This is a genomic window from Microcoleus sp. B4-C2, from assembly GCF_036705265.1.
Taxonomy (GTDB): domain Bacteria; phylum Cyanobacteriota; class Cyanobacteriia; order Cyanobacteriales; family Microcoleaceae; genus Microcoleus.
The window spans coordinates 1-15,604 of sequence record NZ_JAUBUB010000066.1; the positions used below are offsets into that span (position 1 = coordinate 1).

Annotated in this window: 14 protein-coding genes; 9 read left to right on the forward strand and 5 right to left on the reverse strand. The window is 45.5% G+C overall.

Annotation, left to right across the window (positions count from 1 at the left end; all coding sequences use genetic code 11):
* Positions 1–182: 182 nt before the first annotated feature.
* Together rph and QUB20_RS18845 are read right to left on the reverse strand one after the other, a co-directional pair.
* Positions 183–902: a ribonuclease PH gene (gene rph / locus QUB20_RS18840; protein ID WP_333248023.1), complete on the reverse strand. Its 720-nt coding sequence runs from the start codon at positions 900–902 to the stop codon at positions 183–185.
* A 124-nt stretch (positions 903–1,026) separates the two neighbouring features.
* Complete coding sequence (locus QUB20_RS18845) at positions 1,027–1,593, reverse strand: nucleoside monophosphate kinase (RefSeq protein ID WP_333248025.1); 567 nt, start codon at positions 1,591–1,593, stop codon at positions 1,027–1,029.
* A gap of 496 nt (positions 1,594–2,089) precedes the next feature.
* Here QUB20_RS18845 and QUB20_RS18850 point away from each other — a divergent pair, with 496 nt between their 5' ends.
* Positions 2,090–2,617, forward strand: coding sequence for a P-loop NTPase family protein (locus QUB20_RS18850; RefSeq protein ID WP_333248028.1), 528 nt, complete (start codon positions 2,090–2,092; stop codon positions 2,615–2,617).
* 128 nt (positions 2,618–2,745) lie between these two features.
* Here the strand turns inward: QUB20_RS18850 and QUB20_RS18855 are convergent, their stop codons facing one another.
* Positions 2,746–3,009, reverse strand: a complete 264-nt coding sequence (locus QUB20_RS18855; protein ID WP_333291570.1) for a hypothetical protein — start codon at positions 3,007–3,009, stop codon at positions 2,746–2,748.
* Positions 3,010–3,227: 218 nt separating this feature from the next.
* Positions 3,228–4,727, reverse strand: a complete 1,500-nt coding sequence (locus tag QUB20_RS18860; RefSeq protein ID WP_333248030.1) for a GUN4 domain-containing protein — start codon at positions 4,725–4,727, stop codon at positions 3,228–3,230.
* A gap of 613 nt (positions 4,728–5,340) precedes the next feature.
* Between QUB20_RS18860 and QUB20_RS18865 the strand changes: the two genes are divergently transcribed.
* Positions 5,341–6,792 carry a hypothetical protein gene (locus QUB20_RS18865; protein ID WP_333248032.1) on the forward strand — a complete coding sequence of 484 codons (1,452 nt, stop codon included), beginning with the start codon at positions 5,341–5,343 and terminating at the stop codon, positions 6,790–6,792.
* Between the two features lie 65 nt (positions 6,793–6,857).
* On the opposite strand, the gene QUB20_RS18870 is transcribed toward QUB20_RS18865, so the two are convergent.
* Positions 6,858–7,007, reverse strand: coding sequence for a hypothetical protein (locus QUB20_RS18870; protein ID WP_333248034.1), 150 nt, complete (start codon positions 7,005–7,007; stop codon positions 6,858–6,860).
* A gap of 720 nt (positions 7,008–7,727) precedes the next feature.
* Here QUB20_RS18870 and QUB20_RS18875 point away from each other — a divergent pair.
* From QUB20_RS18875 to QUB20_RS18905, 7 genes are all read left to right on the forward strand, one after another.
* A complete protein-coding gene (locus tag QUB20_RS18875; RefSeq protein WP_333248036.1) occupies positions 7,728–10,553 on the forward strand; it encodes an ATP-binding protein in 2,826 nt (941 codons plus the stop codon).
* Entirely contained in the window at positions 10,550–11,941 is a 1,392-nt protein-coding gene (locus QUB20_RS18880) for a response regulator (protein WP_333248038.1), read from the forward strand. Before QUB20_RS18875 ends, QUB20_RS18880 begins: the two co-directional genes overlap by 4 nt.
* A gap of 71 nt (positions 11,942–12,012) precedes the next feature.
* Positions 12,013–12,162: a thiamine S protein gene (locus tag QUB20_RS18885; protein ID WP_333239254.1), complete on the forward strand. Its 150-nt coding sequence runs from the start codon at positions 12,013–12,015 to the stop codon at positions 12,160–12,162.
* An 84-nt stretch (positions 12,163–12,246) separates the two neighbouring features.
* Entirely contained in the window at positions 12,247–12,459 is a 213-nt protein-coding gene (locus tag QUB20_RS18890; RefSeq protein WP_333248041.1) for a hypothetical protein, read from the forward strand.
* A gap of 323 nt (positions 12,460–12,782) precedes the next feature.
* Positions 12,783–13,250 (forward strand): ribosome maturation factor RimP, encoded by a 468-nt coding sequence (gene rimP, locus QUB20_RS18895; RefSeq protein ID WP_333248043.1) that lies wholly within the window; start codon positions 12,783–12,785, stop codon positions 13,248–13,250.
* A gap of 292 nt (positions 13,251–13,542) precedes the next feature.
* Positions 13,543–14,823, forward strand: coding sequence for a transcription termination factor NusA (gene nusA / locus QUB20_RS18900; RefSeq protein ID WP_333248045.1), 1,281 nt, complete (start codon positions 13,543–13,545; stop codon positions 14,821–14,823).
* A 255-nt stretch (positions 14,824–15,078) separates the two neighbouring features.
* A complete protein-coding gene (locus QUB20_RS18905) occupies positions 15,079–15,393 on the forward strand; it encodes a YlxR family protein (protein ID WP_333057840.1) in 315 nt (104 codons plus the stop codon).
* Positions 15,394–15,604: the final 211 nt, after the last annotated feature.

A 15,604-nucleotide genomic window follows, 5' to 3' on the forward strand; every position in this document is an offset into this window, starting at 1 on the left:
AGAAATCAGTTCACTATCTTCTTACACTTTCATTCTTGAAGCTTTATTCTATGCAGCTTCATATTAAATTGGTATTACTGTCGCACTTGCACCAAAGAAACCCGGTTTTTTTTTACCCAATCTACTGACTGAAACGAAGTATTATCGTCAAAACCGGGTTTCTGGACTCCCATGCGTAAGTCCTACTCAACTAAAGCCTGCCGCTGAGCCTCCAACAATTCCTGAATTCCAGTTTCTGCCACATCCAAAATTTGATTTAACTGACTCCGGCTGAAACTTCCCTCTTCCGCAGTTCCCTGAATTTCGATGATATTCAAATCTCCATTCATTACCACATTACAATCAATTTCAGCCGCCACATCTTCAAGATAATTCAAATCTAAAAACGGTTCTCCTTCCAAAAGTCCCACAGACACGGCCGCCACTTGACGAATAAGGGGCGATCGCACCAAATCACCTTTTTGCACCAACTTATTCAAAGCATCAGCCACAGCCACAAACCCGCCAGTAATTGAAGTCGTGCGAGTCCCAGCGTCCGCTTGCAAAACATCCGCATCGACAAGTATGGTGCGTTCTCCCAATAGTTGCATATCCAAGCACGATCGCAAACTACGCCCAATCAACCGCTGAATCTCTTGAGTCCGTCCCGATAATTTCATAAATTCCCGCTCTTGTCGCTGTGGCGTAGATCCCGGCAACATTCGGTATTCCGCTGTCAGCCAACCTTGTCCGGTATTCTCCAGAAATCTAGGCACTCCCGGCTTGATTGTCACGCTGCAAAGTACCTGAGTATCGCCACTTTTCGCCAGTACGGAACCGCTAGCAAATTTGGTAAACTCTCGATCGAAACTAATCGGACGAATTTGATTTGGTTGTCTGCCGTCTGGACGCTGGAAAGACATAATATTTAGGTGATTGGTAATGGGTAATTGGATATTAAAGATTGAAAATAGGATATTAATCTTCCCGTCTTTTTTGATTCGTTAAATAAGCAGTCATTCAACCTAAAATGGAAAATCTAAAATGCTATGAGTATTGACCTTTAGCCTCGATCAATGTGAGAATATCCTGCTGGACTTGTTGTGGAGATTGATCGCCATCAATAGTTAACAATTTGTTGCGGTGTTCGTAATACTCTAAAAGAGGAATAGTGCGTTCGTGGAACAAATCGAGCCGACGCTGTAAAATTTCAGGATGGTCATCCGATCGATCGCGCTCGATCGACCTGCTCAGCAAAACCTCGATCGGCACTTTCAGCCAAACTGCCCAATCTAGCTCCTGGGCCAAATCCTCTAATAAAAAATCCAACTCCTCAGCTTGAAAAGCCGTTCGCGGATAGCCCTCCAACACCCAGCCATTAAAGACATCCCACAGCAGCAGTCGGCGGCGAAAGAATTCAATCATAGTTGCGTCGGGAACTAATTCCCCTTTTTCGACATAAGACACCGCCAGCTTGCCTAAATCTGTGTCTTCTGCGATCGCCTCCCGTAGAATATCCCCCACAGCCAGCAAAGGAAGGCTCAAATTGCTGCACAGTAGTTCAGCCTGAGTTCCCTTTCCCGCTCCTGGCCCTCCCAGAATCACCACTCTCACAGTCCCTGCTCCTAGTGCCGCGACATTCAAATTTTACGCGATGTGTGTACTTTTTCTTCACAGTCCTGGACTTCCCAAGACTCTCATCGCCTTGCTTTTTCACCCTCTAACTATCTAAGGATCGTGGATTAAATAACTTCCGTAGGTTGGGTTGAGGAACGAAACCCAACGCCACGCTTGATTGTTGGGTTTCGTTCCTCAACCCAACCTACAAAAAATGCTCTCATCACCGTGGTTTTTCACCCTATAACTGTATAAATGTCAAGCTCCACGCCGTATTTTGGTAAAAAACCCCGTTTCTGCCTAAGTGCTAATTTAGTTCAAAAATCGAACAAATGACTGCGAATGCCACTGCCGCTAGCTTTTGAGAACTTATATATCTAGTGTTCGATCCGATGTGCACTCGGCCCAGTACACTATATATTGTCAAGCAGGCTTCAGCCACGCCAAGGTCGGAGCTGCACTCAAGACTTAGTTGCTGATTAAATATTGCCCTATGGTTGCTCAGTTACAAACCCCTAAACTCAATTTAACCCACAGCTTGCCCTACACAGTTCAAGGGCTGGTGCAAGTCTTTACAGGCCCGCACCGCTGCTTTTTTACCAGTGTCATGGCTCAGGCCCTCAGAATTGCAGGACAGGGAGCTCCCGTGCTAGCGGTGCAGTTCCTCAAAGGGGGAATTAATCAAGGGCACCAGCATCCGGTGCGACTGGGGCAAAATTTAGATTGGATGCGCTGCGATTTGTCACGCTGCATTGAGAATGCTGATTTAGATGAGCTGGAGACGCGATCGATCGAACAATTGTGGCAGTATGTTCAAAATGCGGTGCGTGAAGGTCGTTATTCCTTAGTTATTCTCGATGAATTGAGTTTAGCGGTTAATTTGGGCTTGATTCCCGAAGCCGAAGTGGTGGCATTGATTGACAACAAGCCCCATCATTTGGATATGATTTTTACCGGGCCATCGATGCCCCAAAGAATTTTGGATGTTGCCGACCAAATTACGGAAATTCGCCGCAGTTAAGGACAATGATTCAATTTGCGATCGCCTGTTTAGCGATCGCATTTTTTATGTAAAAAAATAGTATCTAAAAAAAGAGGCGATCGCTTAGCTCAAAGAGCGATCGCACGCTGATCAATTTACCAGCGACGTTACGCTTGAACTACCGGATCGAAGACAACACTCAATCGATCCGCCGGCACCATCCGCTTGAGAATTTTCAAGTGACCGTCTGCATCCGACCAACTGCGAAACTCACCCACAACCACCTTTTCCACATTTGGAAGCGAGCGAACTATAGTCCACGGCTTGAGACGTTTTTCTTGCAACATACTAAATAAATCTCCTTGGTAAATTGGAGCCAAAACCAGTCCCCATGGTTGGGTACCGCCGAGGACTGGCTTTTGACTTTGCAAACTTGCCCTTCTCTAAGAACATAGCACAAAAAAAATGGTTTGTGATTATATCTTATTTTTCGCTTTTTTTAGAGCTAATTTCTACATAACAAATGATTAAACTCAAAACTTGTTAACTCTTTAATTCCCCACTCAAAACTATTTCATGACTAACACTTCGACTTCGCTTGGGGTGCAGCCTGACTAATAAATTCTGCCTTCTACCTTCTACCTTTCTTCTACAAATCCCGCCGCGACAGCAGAAACCATATCCCACCCAAACCCAAAACACCGCACAAAACCCCGCCTTCCCACCCAAAAACAGTCCCCCCCGGCAAATGTCCCGGCTTTGCTTTAGAAGTAAAATTCAGCTCAGAATAGTATACCCACTGGCTGTTAACCCGCCAGCCCACTCGATCGCCAAACTTCTCCCAAACTGTAGCATCATAAACACCAGGCTTTCCCCCCAACTTGAGCCACAAACCCTTTTGCACAGAAAAACCGAATCTGCGGTGACTGTGCCGCACCCAAAGTCGATCGATAGTCTGCAAATCCTTAGCTGGAAACTTCCTAATATCTTCCTCGCTCAAATAACCCCGTGAATTTTGCTGCATCACCTCCAGCATTTTCACAGAAGTTTCCTCATCAGCACCACGCCAATTTTTAGCAGCCAGCAGCCTTGCCAAGTGAGAATAATCAATACCTTTTTCCGACTCTAAATTCACAGAAACTAGCTGAGTATCAGTCACAGGTTGAGTAGGAACCGAAGGACTAACAACAGTTGCCTGCTGCGACTTTTCCAGCACGGGGACAACAACAACAGGAGGTTTTAAAGCATCCAAAACTTCCACAGCAGATTTGTAGCGATCTTTAACATATTCCTGAATTAACTTATCCAAAACCTGACCTAAATCCTCGCTAATTTGTGTTCCTTTTGGCAAAGCCTCCCTCCACAGCCACCGGCCTTCAAGCGGATCGTAAAGGTCATCGTGAATGTCCCCGTAGATATCCAGATAAGGCATAACAGAAGTCAGCAAGCGAATGCAAGTCACCCCCAAACTGTAAAGGTCGCTAGCCGGAACAGCCCTACCGTGACGCTGTTCTAGAGCCGCGTAGCCGGGAGTTCCCAACTTCGTTCCTGTTTTGGTGGGAGCAGCAGCTACTACCTGTTTGGAAACCCCAAAATCTATCAGCACTAACTTACGATCGCGCGATCGGCGGATCACATTCTCCGGCTTAATATCGCGGTGAATTACATTTCTGTCATGAACAAACTTCAATAAAGGCAACAAATCTAACAGCAGTTCGCAAGTTTTAATTTCGCTATAAGCACCGTACTTATCTAACTCATCCTTTAAATTATTGCCATCAATAAACTCTTGCACTAAATACAATCGCCCATCTTCCTCAAAATAAGAAATTAACTGAGGAATTTGCGGGTGCTTCAGTTCGTATAACCGCCTTGCCTCTTGTTCAAACAGTCGAACATATTTTTTAAAATGACCGGGCTTCCGCTGAAACTCTTGAGGAGGTGACAACTGTTTTATCACGCACAATTCCTCAAATTTTCCATGATTAACAGCTCGGAAAGTCCTGCCAAATCCCCCATCGCGTAGCGGTTCAGTTGCTGCATAAAGGTCTTTTAGCAGCAGCTTTGAACCACAATTAAGACAATACTTTGTGCCTGGTGGGTTCTGACGCTTGTCTCTTGGGCAATCGAGATTAAGGCAGTATGTCATATATTAAAAAAATGCGAACAAAATTAGTAGGAAGGGTTTTATATTATTCAAGAGTCCGATCGCGAGCTGGTTTTTGTAGAGGCGAAACCTCGAACCTTACGGAGGCGGCAGCCACCCTCGCCATCAGAGGGGGCGCTCTCACCAGACTGCCGCCCCTGAGCAAGTATAACTCTCTTGAGGGTTTGACCTCAAACTCGAAGTCCACATCTAACCTTAGACTCCGCTGCGTGCAATACATTTGATTTAGCGGTCAAATAGCCCGTATATCAAACAGAAATAGTCATTTATTGCCAGCCCCGTGAGCACTGCAACGCCAAAAAAACTAAGGATTCCGCCTGAGATATAATTTTATTGCCAGAGAGAAGCACACTAACGGGAGCCACAGCTTCCGTCAAGTTCGATCGACCTTAATATTTTACCCGTAAAATATTTAACTTAACCAGGCATAATTAACAATCCAAAAATCCCCAACAAACGCACGTTAAAATAAAGACTAGCTTCCGCGATCGCCATCCGAGCTCGATCGGACACTTAGCCAGTTTTCCCTGTTTCCTTTTTTCAGCTATTACCAGTTACATCTATTTCGATCGGTCTACTTAATTAGGAACCGCTAGTGACACCAAAACTACTGCCCTCTCCAACTCCAAACTCCCGCAAAAAATTACCAAAAGTACCTTGGTTCGAGCGGTTCATGGCACTGGTCGCCCTAGGAAATTTAAGCCTAGTATTATTTGACATAACTTACGTCCCCGGACGAGATTTCTACTTCCGGCAACTGCCAGTTCTAACTCAAGTATACGACCCATTTAAAGGAATTAAACCGCACCGAGACACCCAGCAATATCTGGAAACCTTAGAAGAATTAAAAATTCAAGTAGTGCAAACAGGGTTGCCCTCTCCCCAAGTAGCAGCCAAATTGCAGGAAATAAACAATCTGAGCGCGAAAATGATCGACGAAGATCCCTTTCGAGTAGCATCAAAAAGTGGCACCCTAGAAAAAATAAAAGACCGGATGCGCGATCGCGTCCCGAATCCAGAAGACTCCGCTAAACAATCATTCCAAAGATTTTGGAGCCCTGACTATTTAAACAAACAAGACTGGCAAAAAGAAATCCAGTGGTTTGACTCCAAAATCAAGCCATTAATCGCCACCAACTATTACCGCGCGATCGGAGACAACGGCGAGTTCACCGATAACTTCTGGCTAATTGACCTGCCATTCATTGCCATATTCGCGATCGAATTTCTAGCCCGTACCTACTCGATCAGCCGCCGCCACCGCAGCGTCACTTGGCGATCGGCCATGCTCTGGCGATGGTACGACATCTTCCTGCTGCTCCCATTCTGGCGCCTGTTGCGAGTATTACCCGTCACAATTCGCATCCACCAAGCCAAAATGCCGGATCTCCAACCCATACGCACCCAAATCAGCCGAGGTTTCGTCGCCAACTTCGCTCAAGAATTGACCGAAGTTGTAGTAATTCAACTCATCAACCAGATGCAACAATCAATCACCACAGGCGAACTCGCTCGTCAACTCTTTAAATCCCCAAAACAGCGCTATCTCGACATCAACAATATCAATGAAATAGAAGCGATCGCCACCCATCTCGTCCAAATAACCGTCTACAAAGTCCTCCCCCAACTCCAGCCCGACCTAGAAGCCCTCCTCCGGTACAATATTGAAAGCTTCCTCAAACAGTCCCCCCTCTATCAAGGATGGAAGCAAGTACCCGGCCTGGGAAACCTGCCCGAACAGCTAGCACAGCAATTAGTTGCAGAACTGTCAAAATTAGCCACTCTCGGCCCCCAAGATGCCTACGAAGCCTTCAAAATCGCCACCGAAGACCCCATAGGCATGAAACTCTCAAGCCAGCTAGTCCAACATTTCGGGCAAGCTTTAGGAACCGAACTGCAACAGCAGCAAACCTGGCAAGAAATACAACTGCTGCTGTGCGACTTTCTAGAAGAGTTCAAAATCAACTACATTCAGCGGTTGAGCGAAGAAGACTTCGAGAAAATTTTAGAACAAGCCAAAGAACTGCAACGGATAGCCCCGCGTTAGGGCAAGTCTCCACCGCTTTACTGATTTTTTTCTTCCCCTATTAGCAATTAGCAATTACCCTGCTGTCACTCCTGCAAATGAAACTTGCTGGAATTGTAAAGTTTCATTTGCGATCGGCATTCTCTACCAGAGTCATCTGCAGAGTTGTGCATCAAATCTTCAGCGCGGTAGTGAGTTAAACCGCCGTTAGGGTTCTCAGCGGCCTGGCGTTTCATGTTTTTAGCGAGAAAGGTCAATCGATTTTCGATTTTCGATTTTCGATTTTCGATTTTCGATTTTCGATTTTCGATTTTCGATTGAAGCATTGACCCCACGGATAAATTCGGGGGCAAGTTTCATCGGATACAGGTTTTTTATTTCTGGACGGATGAATCGGGGGGCTTGTATCCTGGATGCTTGATTGTCAATCGATTTTAGATTTTAGATTTTAGATTTTAGATTGACTTGCGCGAGATAAATGCGGGGGCTTGAGGATTTTCGATTTGCGATTTTGGATTGATTCCACGGATAAATCACGTGGCGGGTACCATCAAGAAATTTGTGGTCAGTTTTTTTAGACGTACATTATATCAATTTATATGTAAGTTTGATGAGATTCTACTTTTTAGAGGCTCTCTGTAAAGTAAAGTTAAAAACTGCTACACATAGCTCTAAACCAAGTAATCTATTAGATATGATTGCTAACTGGTTTCCTAAAGGCTCAAATAATTTACCAATGCTAGAAAAATAAGGCGCATCAGTATCTTTAGTCAGATATTATTATACCCCTGGCATAAAAAATACGTAAGTAGCCCTTCTTGTTTAAGCAAGTTACTGTCTCAAACTTTTCACTAACTATTATAGATTGCTTTTCAATATATATTTCCTCAGCCTCATTTCACTCAATCCACTGAGATTTTTCAGCCAACTCGTTACCCCAGGAGTAACACCAATAAATGTCACAGACCTCTGCAACCACTTTCCTGTCAAACCGTTATAAAAAAAAGGTGTCCCTGCGCCTGATTTTAGTATTCCCATTCGTTCTGCAAATATTTGCTGCCGTCGGGCTCACAGGCTGGCTATCCTTACGCAACGGGCAAAAAGCAGTCAACGAAGTTGCTAGTCAGTTGCGGAGTGAAATTACGGCCCGTATCCAGCAGCAGCTCAACACTTACCTAGACACAGCTCCTCGCGTCAATCAACTGAATGCCAATGCCCTTCGCCTAGGATACTTAAATCCAGACGAATTGGAGAGTATGGAGCGCTATTTGTGGGAGCAAATTCAAGCCTTTCCTTCTCTCCCCCAGATGGGTTTTGCTACTAAAACGGGAGAGTTCATTGCCATTGAACGCCAAGAGAATGGCAAAATTTTTTTTAAAAGAGTACATAAGGATAGTCGTACTGAATTTCATATTTACGAATCGGATAGCAACGGCAATCAAACAAAGCTCTTAAACATTTCTCCTAGCAACAATATACTCAACCGTTCTTGGTATAAAGACAGTGTACGCTTCGGCCGGCCCACATGGAGCGAAATTTTTCCGCTTACAGGTCAGAAAACGCTCTCCCTCCCTGCCGGACATCCAGTGTATGACGAAAGTGGCGAACTGCGTGGAGTATTCGTTGCTAATTTATTGATCTCTTTCCTCAGCGACTTTCTGCAAAGCTTAAAAATGGGTCGATCGGGACAGACATTCATTATGGAACGTTCGGGACTCCTAGTAGGCAGTTCAACTCTCAAAGAAGCCTTTATCACCAACAATGGCAAACTCGATCGCCTGAATGCTTTAGACAGCACAGATGATTTAATTCGGCTGACAACAGCGCATTTAAAAGAACACTTTGGCGACCTCACTAAAATTAATAGCTCTCAGCAATTGGATTTTACGATCGCCGGCCAGCGGGAATTCCTCCAAGTTATGCCCTTTCAGGATAGCCGAGGATTGGACTGGCTGATCGTCGTCGTCGTTCCTGAAAGCGATTTCATGGATCAAATTAACGCCAATACCCAGACTACCATTTTGTTGTGTTTGGGAGCCTTGGCGCTGGCTACCGTTCTGGGAATCTTAACCGCACGCTGGATTACCAGCCCGATTCTCCGTTTGAGCGAAGCTTCTAGGGCGATCGCCAGTGGCGACTTAGAGAAAAATGTGCAGGTAAAAGGCATAGAAGAACTAGAAGTCCTGGGTCAGTCTTTCAACCTTATGGCACAACAGTTGCGCGAATCCTTTGAGGCGCTAGCCAAAACCAATTCCGAGCTAGAAATCCGAGTAGAAGAACGCACCGCCGAACTCACGGAAGCCAAACAAATCGCTGATACTGCCAACCAAGCTAAAAGTGAATTTTTAGCGAATATGAGTCACGAATTGAGAACGCCACTCAATGGAATTTTAGGATACGCTCAAATCCTAGAACGCTCAAAAACGATGGCTCCGAAAGATATCCAAGGCATCAGTATTATTCACCAGTGTGGTTCCCACCTGTTAACCCTGATCAATGACATCTTAGACCTCGCTAAAATTGAAGCCCAGAAATTGGAACTGTACGCGAAAGATTTCCATTTTCCTTCCTTTTTGCAGGGAGTCGCGGAAATCTGCCGCATCCGAGCCGAACAAAAAGGAATTGCTTTTGTTTATCAACCCAGTTCGGAAATTCCTGCTGGCATCTACGCTGACGAGAAACGCTTGCGACAGGTACTAATTAACTTGCTGAGCAATGCAATTAAGTTTACCGACTCGGGACGAGTGACTTTTAAGATAGAACATCTGGAAAAGGGGACAGGTGAAAAGGTACAAAGCCATGACCAAAAGCCAGCCTCACCAATTCACAAAATTCGGTTTCAAATAGAAGATACTGGCGTTGGTATGACACCAGAACAATTAGAAAAAATATTTTTGCCTTTTGAACAGGTAGGAGACAGCAAGCGTCAGGCAGAAGGAACCGGACTCGGTTTAACAATTAGCCAGAAAATTGTCGAAATGATGGGTAGTACAATCCAAGTAAAAAGCCAGTCAGGAGTCGGCAGTGTTTTTTGGCTAGATTTGGATTTACGGGAAGCGGCCGACTGGGCAAATACAGTCACGATTGCCAAGCAAAGAAAGCTGGTTGGCTACCAAGGTAGAAAACAGAAAGTTTTGGTTGTGGATGACAAATGGGAAAACCTCTCGGTGATTGTCAACCTGCTGGAACCCCTCGGCTTTGAAGTAACCGAAGCTAAAAACGGTCAAGAAGGTTTAGAAAAAGTAGAAGAGTTTAAGTTTGATCTGATTATCACTGACTTGGTGATGCCAGTGTTAGATGGCTTTGAGATGATGCGCCGTATCCGAAATTTGTCACACTATAAAGATGTGGCAATCATTGCTTCATCTGCCAGTGTATTTGCTACCGACCAACATAAAAGCTTGGAGGGGGGAGCCAACGATTTTCTCGGTAAGCCTGTGCAGGCAGAAGAGCTATTTGAGATGTTGCAAAAGTATTTAAAACTTGAATGGATATATGAGGAACTAAAGAATGAAAAAATCAGCACTATTCCTTTTTCATCAGATGGTCAATCACTTTCTGAATCGCCCTCTGTAGTCGCTCCCCCGCCCGAAGAAATTGAACTTTTATTTGAACTGGCGATGAGAGGCAACGTGAAAGGAATTGTGAAGCGCAGTGAGCACCTAGAGAAGTTAGATCAGAAATTTGTGTCCTTTGCTGTTGAGCTGCGCCAGTTAGCCCAAGGCTATCAGGTGAAAAAAATAAAAGAGTTTATTACATCCCACAGGATAGAAACAGAATGAAGGCAGCAAATATTGAAACAAGTAGCATCTTAATCGTCGATGATAATCCTAGCAATCTGGACGTGCTTTCTGAAGCTTTAGCGGGTTTTGGATGGGAGATATTGGTAGCAACTGATGGCGAAACTGCCATCGAACAGGCTGAATATACTCAGCCGGATTTGATTCTGTTAGATGTAATGATGCCAGGAATTGACGGGTTTGAAACCTGCCATCGCCTGAAGGAAAGTCCGTTGACGAACGAAATTTCGGTAATTTTTATGACGGCTCTTTCTGACATAGGAGATAAGATCAAAGGCTTTAATCTAGGGGCGGTGGATTACATTACTAAGCCCTTTGAACAAAAGGAGGTGTTAGCTCGCGTCAACCTCCATTTAAAACTGCGTTCTTTGACTAAAACTCTCGCCGACCAAAATCTGCTTCTCAAACGGGAAATTGAAGACAGGCTCGCAGCAGAAGCAGCGTTACATCAGCTCGCACAGGAGTTAGAAAAACGGGTGGAAGAACGAACGGCTGAACTTTCTCAAGCTTTGGATAATCTTAAAAAAGCTCAGGTGCAAATCGTTCAAAGTGAAAAGATGGCTTGTCTTGGTCAACTTGTAGCTGGGGTAGCTCACGAAATTAACAATCCAGTTAGTTTTATCTCCAATAATATCCCTATTGCCAAGGAATATATTGCCGATTTGATAGAGATGACTCGGCTTTGCCAGCACAACGTTACTTCGACATCAGAATTTGAGGAGAAGTCCCAGGAGATTGAGTTAGATTTTATTGTTGAAGATTTGCCCAAAATTCTTGATTCAATGGCGCTAGGAACAGAGCGACTTTACAATCTTTCTATGTCACTACGTAATTTCTCTCGGTTGGATACATCGGCACTAACGCCAGTGAATATTCACGATGGGCTAGATAGTACCTTATTAATTTTAGGGCATAGACTGAAATCTAAAGGAACTTTCCCAGGAATTGCAGTGATTAAGGAGTATGGGGAATTGCCGCTAGTAGAGTGTTATCCGGGGCAACTTAATCAGGTATTTATGAATATATTGGCGAATGGAATTGATTCTTTAGAAGAGTCTACGATTAGTTGTCCGCTGTGCGGAGAAAAGAAACAGAGCAATGACACTCCACAGATTCGGATCTGTACTGAAATGCTTCAGGATGACAGAGTGGTGATTCGGATTGCTGATAATGGGGTTGGCATAACTCAGGAAGTAATGCAGCATTTATTCACGCCGATGTTTACTACTAAATCAGTAGGTAAAGGGACAGGTTTAGGTTTGTCTATTAGCCGTGAGATCGTAGAACGAAAACATGGTGGTAAGCTGACCTGCATTTCCTCGCCAGAATGGGGGGTAGAGTTTGTTATTGAGCTTCCAATTCAGCATTAGTAAAGGGGATTTTTTAGGGTGAATCTTAGTTGGGCTATTTTGTCAATATATCGTTAATCTGGCGATCGCCCATGTCTAATCTACCAATCACCATCACTGTCAAACTCTTGGCCGCCTATCAAGAAGCAGAGGGCTTGTCCCAAGTGAAATTAGAATTTCCCAAAGCAACTCCCGTATCGCAAGTCCTAGAACGCCTGAGTGCCACTTCCCCCCTGTTCTAGGCTCGATCGCACATCTTGCACCATTGTCAATAAGCTTTTTAGGAACAGGCTTTTCGGCCTGTTCCACAAAGAGTAGATTTTCTTGTGGAACAGGCCGAAAAGCCTGTTAAGCGAGAATGGTGCAACATCTCAGATCGATCGCACCTGCTTGAATATCAACCAGGAATTTGCCCTCGCCCCACCCCACTCCAAAACGGTGATGAAGTCGTCCTCATTCCCCCTGTGATCTCTCCCCTTCTGCCCTCGGACAGCCCGCCGATGGCGATCAGTTTGTCACCGGGCGGGCGATCGAGCTAAACTGAGAACTGAGGCCTCCCTTCGATCGGAAGAAGTCCTCAAACTTCTTGGAAGAAATTGTTTTACCTAGGAGTGGGTCAAGCCCACTTTTTTTGTTGCATTAGTCGCAGGAAAAGAGCTCAGGGCGTCTGACTTGCAAGTTGAGGACTGATTTAGTAGGGGTACCCCCCCGCTTGAGATCCCTGCTGGGATGTTGGGTAAGTCCCAAAGTTGAAGACGAAAGTCGCAGCCACCTAATCAAACCACCTCAAAACCAAGCAATCTCAACAACAAATTTTTCCTTGCCGTGTCCGAGTTTAGGAGTTTTAACTTAAGTATTCGATATGACTCATCCCCTAATCCCACAAATCATTGACTTAGCTACCCCCGTTGCGGAAACACTGGGATTGGAAGTAGTGGGAGCAGTGTTTCACACCAACCAAAATCCTCCCGTCTTGCGGGTAGACATCCGCAACCTCCAACAAGACACTGGTTTAGCCGACTGCGAGCGCATGAGCACAGCCCTCGATGCCGAGTTAGAGGCAGCCGACATCATACCCGATGCCTACGTGCTAGAGATTTCCAGTCCCGGAATATCCCGATTGCTCAGCAGCGATCGAGAATTCATTACCTTTAAAGGTTTCCCCGTGACAGCCACAACCACCGAACCGGACTCACGAATCAAAGAGTGGAAAGGACTACTCCTGGGCCGGGATGAAACAGCGGTTTATCTCAATCAAAAAGGGCGACAGGTTAAAATTCCCCGCCCTCAGATTGTCAAAGTTGAACTAGACGAAGGAAAGGAGATGTAAAGGGAAATTTTGAGTGTTGAGTTGTAGGGGCGGTGCCCCTGTGCCCGCCCGATTTGAGTTTTGCGATTGCCTCGCAGCAAGCTGAAAACGCTTGGCTGCGAGTTAATTTTTAACAATCACATCTGTAGCAGCGGGTTGAAGAGGAACAACAAATAAATTGTTACTGCACCTAGCTTCCCTAATCCTATCCAGTAACTCATCACTCCTCGTCATCATTTTTCCTGAAAATTTTCCAAGTACCAATTACCGATTACCAGTTACTTATTACCACAGCAAAAAAGGAGAGTTTTATATGTCAATGGTTCCCCTGCCCGGACTAAAAGAAATGGTCGAAGGTATTAGCAAAGAACGCAATTTACCCAAACACGCCGTCCAAGCAGCCTTGCGAGAAGCCTTGCTCAAAGGATACGAACGCTACCGCCGTACCCAAAAACTCGATCACTTCAGCGAAGAATACTTCGACAACTTTGATGTAGAACTAGACGCAGAACAAGAAGGTTTCCGCGTTTTAGCCAACAAAACTATTGTCGAAGAAGTCATCAATCCCGATCACGAAATCTCACTTACGGAAGTGCAAGAAGTAGCCACCGAAGCTCAGCCGGGGAGCATCGTGCTCGTAGACGTAACACCAAATCAAAAAGAATTTGGTCGCATGGCCGCGATTCAGACCAAACAAGTTCTCGCTCAAAAACTGCGCGACCAACAGCGCAAAATGATTCAAGAAGAGTTTAAAGATTTAGAAGAAACCGTTCTTCAAGCAAGAGTGCTCAGGTTTGAGAGGCAGTCGGTAATTTTAGCTGTCACCAGCAGCTTCGGTCAGCCAGAAGTAGATGCCGAACTCCCTAAGCGCGAACAGTTGCCCAACGACAATTATCGGGCCAACGCTACATTCAAGGTTTATCTCAAAAAAGTAGGCGAAGGCTCAACTCGTGGGCCGCAGTTACTTGTTTCTAGAGCGGACGCAGGTTTGGTGGTTTACCTGTTTGCTAACGAAGTACCAGAAATAGAAGATGGTGTGGTGAGAATTGTCGCCGTAGCCAGGGAGGCAAATCCGCCATCCAGGCACGTCGGCCCCCGGACTAAAATAGCAGTTGATACTCTCGATCGCGACGTAGACCCTGTAGGAGCCTGCATCGGAGCGCGGGGATCGCGGATTCAGGTAGTAGTCAACGAATTGCGGGGCGAAAAAATCGACGTGATCCGCTGGTCTCCAGACCCAGCAACTTATATTGCTAACGCTCTGAGTCCCGCTAGAGTAGATGAAGTGCGTTTAGTTGCTCCAGAAGGCAGGAGAGCTCACATTTTGGTCGCTGAAGACCAACTGAGTCTTGCCATTGGCAAAGAAGGTCAGAACGTGCGTCTCGCAGCCCGCCTCACCGGTTGGAAAATCGATATCAAAGATATTGCTAAGTACGATCGCGCGGCCGAAGACAGCAAATTGGCAGCAGAAGCAACTAGGCTCGAAGAACTAGCAGGGGACTACGACGAGGAAGCAGGCGACTACGACGAGGAAACCGCAGAATTTGAGGAAGAGGAGGCAGCAGCTACGGAGGAAACCGAAGCCGCTGTCTAAAAACTGTGACATTTACCGAAGAAGAATTCAGAATTCAGAATCCAGAATGGGTTCTGTGCGACAGGATGGAGAATCGAGCTTTAAAGCCCCCGATTTTAATCGTGGAACACAAAAAATTTTTTCCGTAACCCTTACCCCTGACTTGGGGCATGGCGTATTTTGAATTCTGAATTCTGTCTTCTGACTCCTTGTCCTAAGATTTTCTATCTTCGCCAGACAAGGAGGAGTTGTCCCCTACTCCCCCTCTCACAAGAAATGAAACCGAACTACCGGTGCTGTGCAAGTTGTCGAAAAATAGCTCCTAAGGAAGCTTTTTGGCGAGTAGTCAGGCTCTATCCTTCTCATCAGGTACAATTAGATCGTGGCATGGGTCGTTCTGCTTACCTTTGTCGGGAAGCCGAATGCCTCAAAGCAGCTCAGAAAAAAAATCGACTTGGGCGATCGCTCAAAGCGCCTGTGTCTGACGAACTCTACCAAACACTTTGGCAGCGTTTAGCCACATCTGACTGTACATCTTACTCGGGCCTAGCCGGACGAAAAACCGACAATAGTTCGGCATCGACTGTATAAACCCTCTTGGCAGCCCTACCAGTAATTACCGGTAGCGCCAGCTATAAAACCCCAATCCGATCTGCCCACCAGTCTGGAAAGATTTGTGTCAGATTAGATAAGGGTAGGGTACTAGCAGAGGTATCCTCAAGGTGGAAAGGCAAACTTTGAAGCTTGAGAGAGTGGGTTTTGCCAAAACTCAGACTTCGGAGTTCCAAGTTCCCAAACAGAC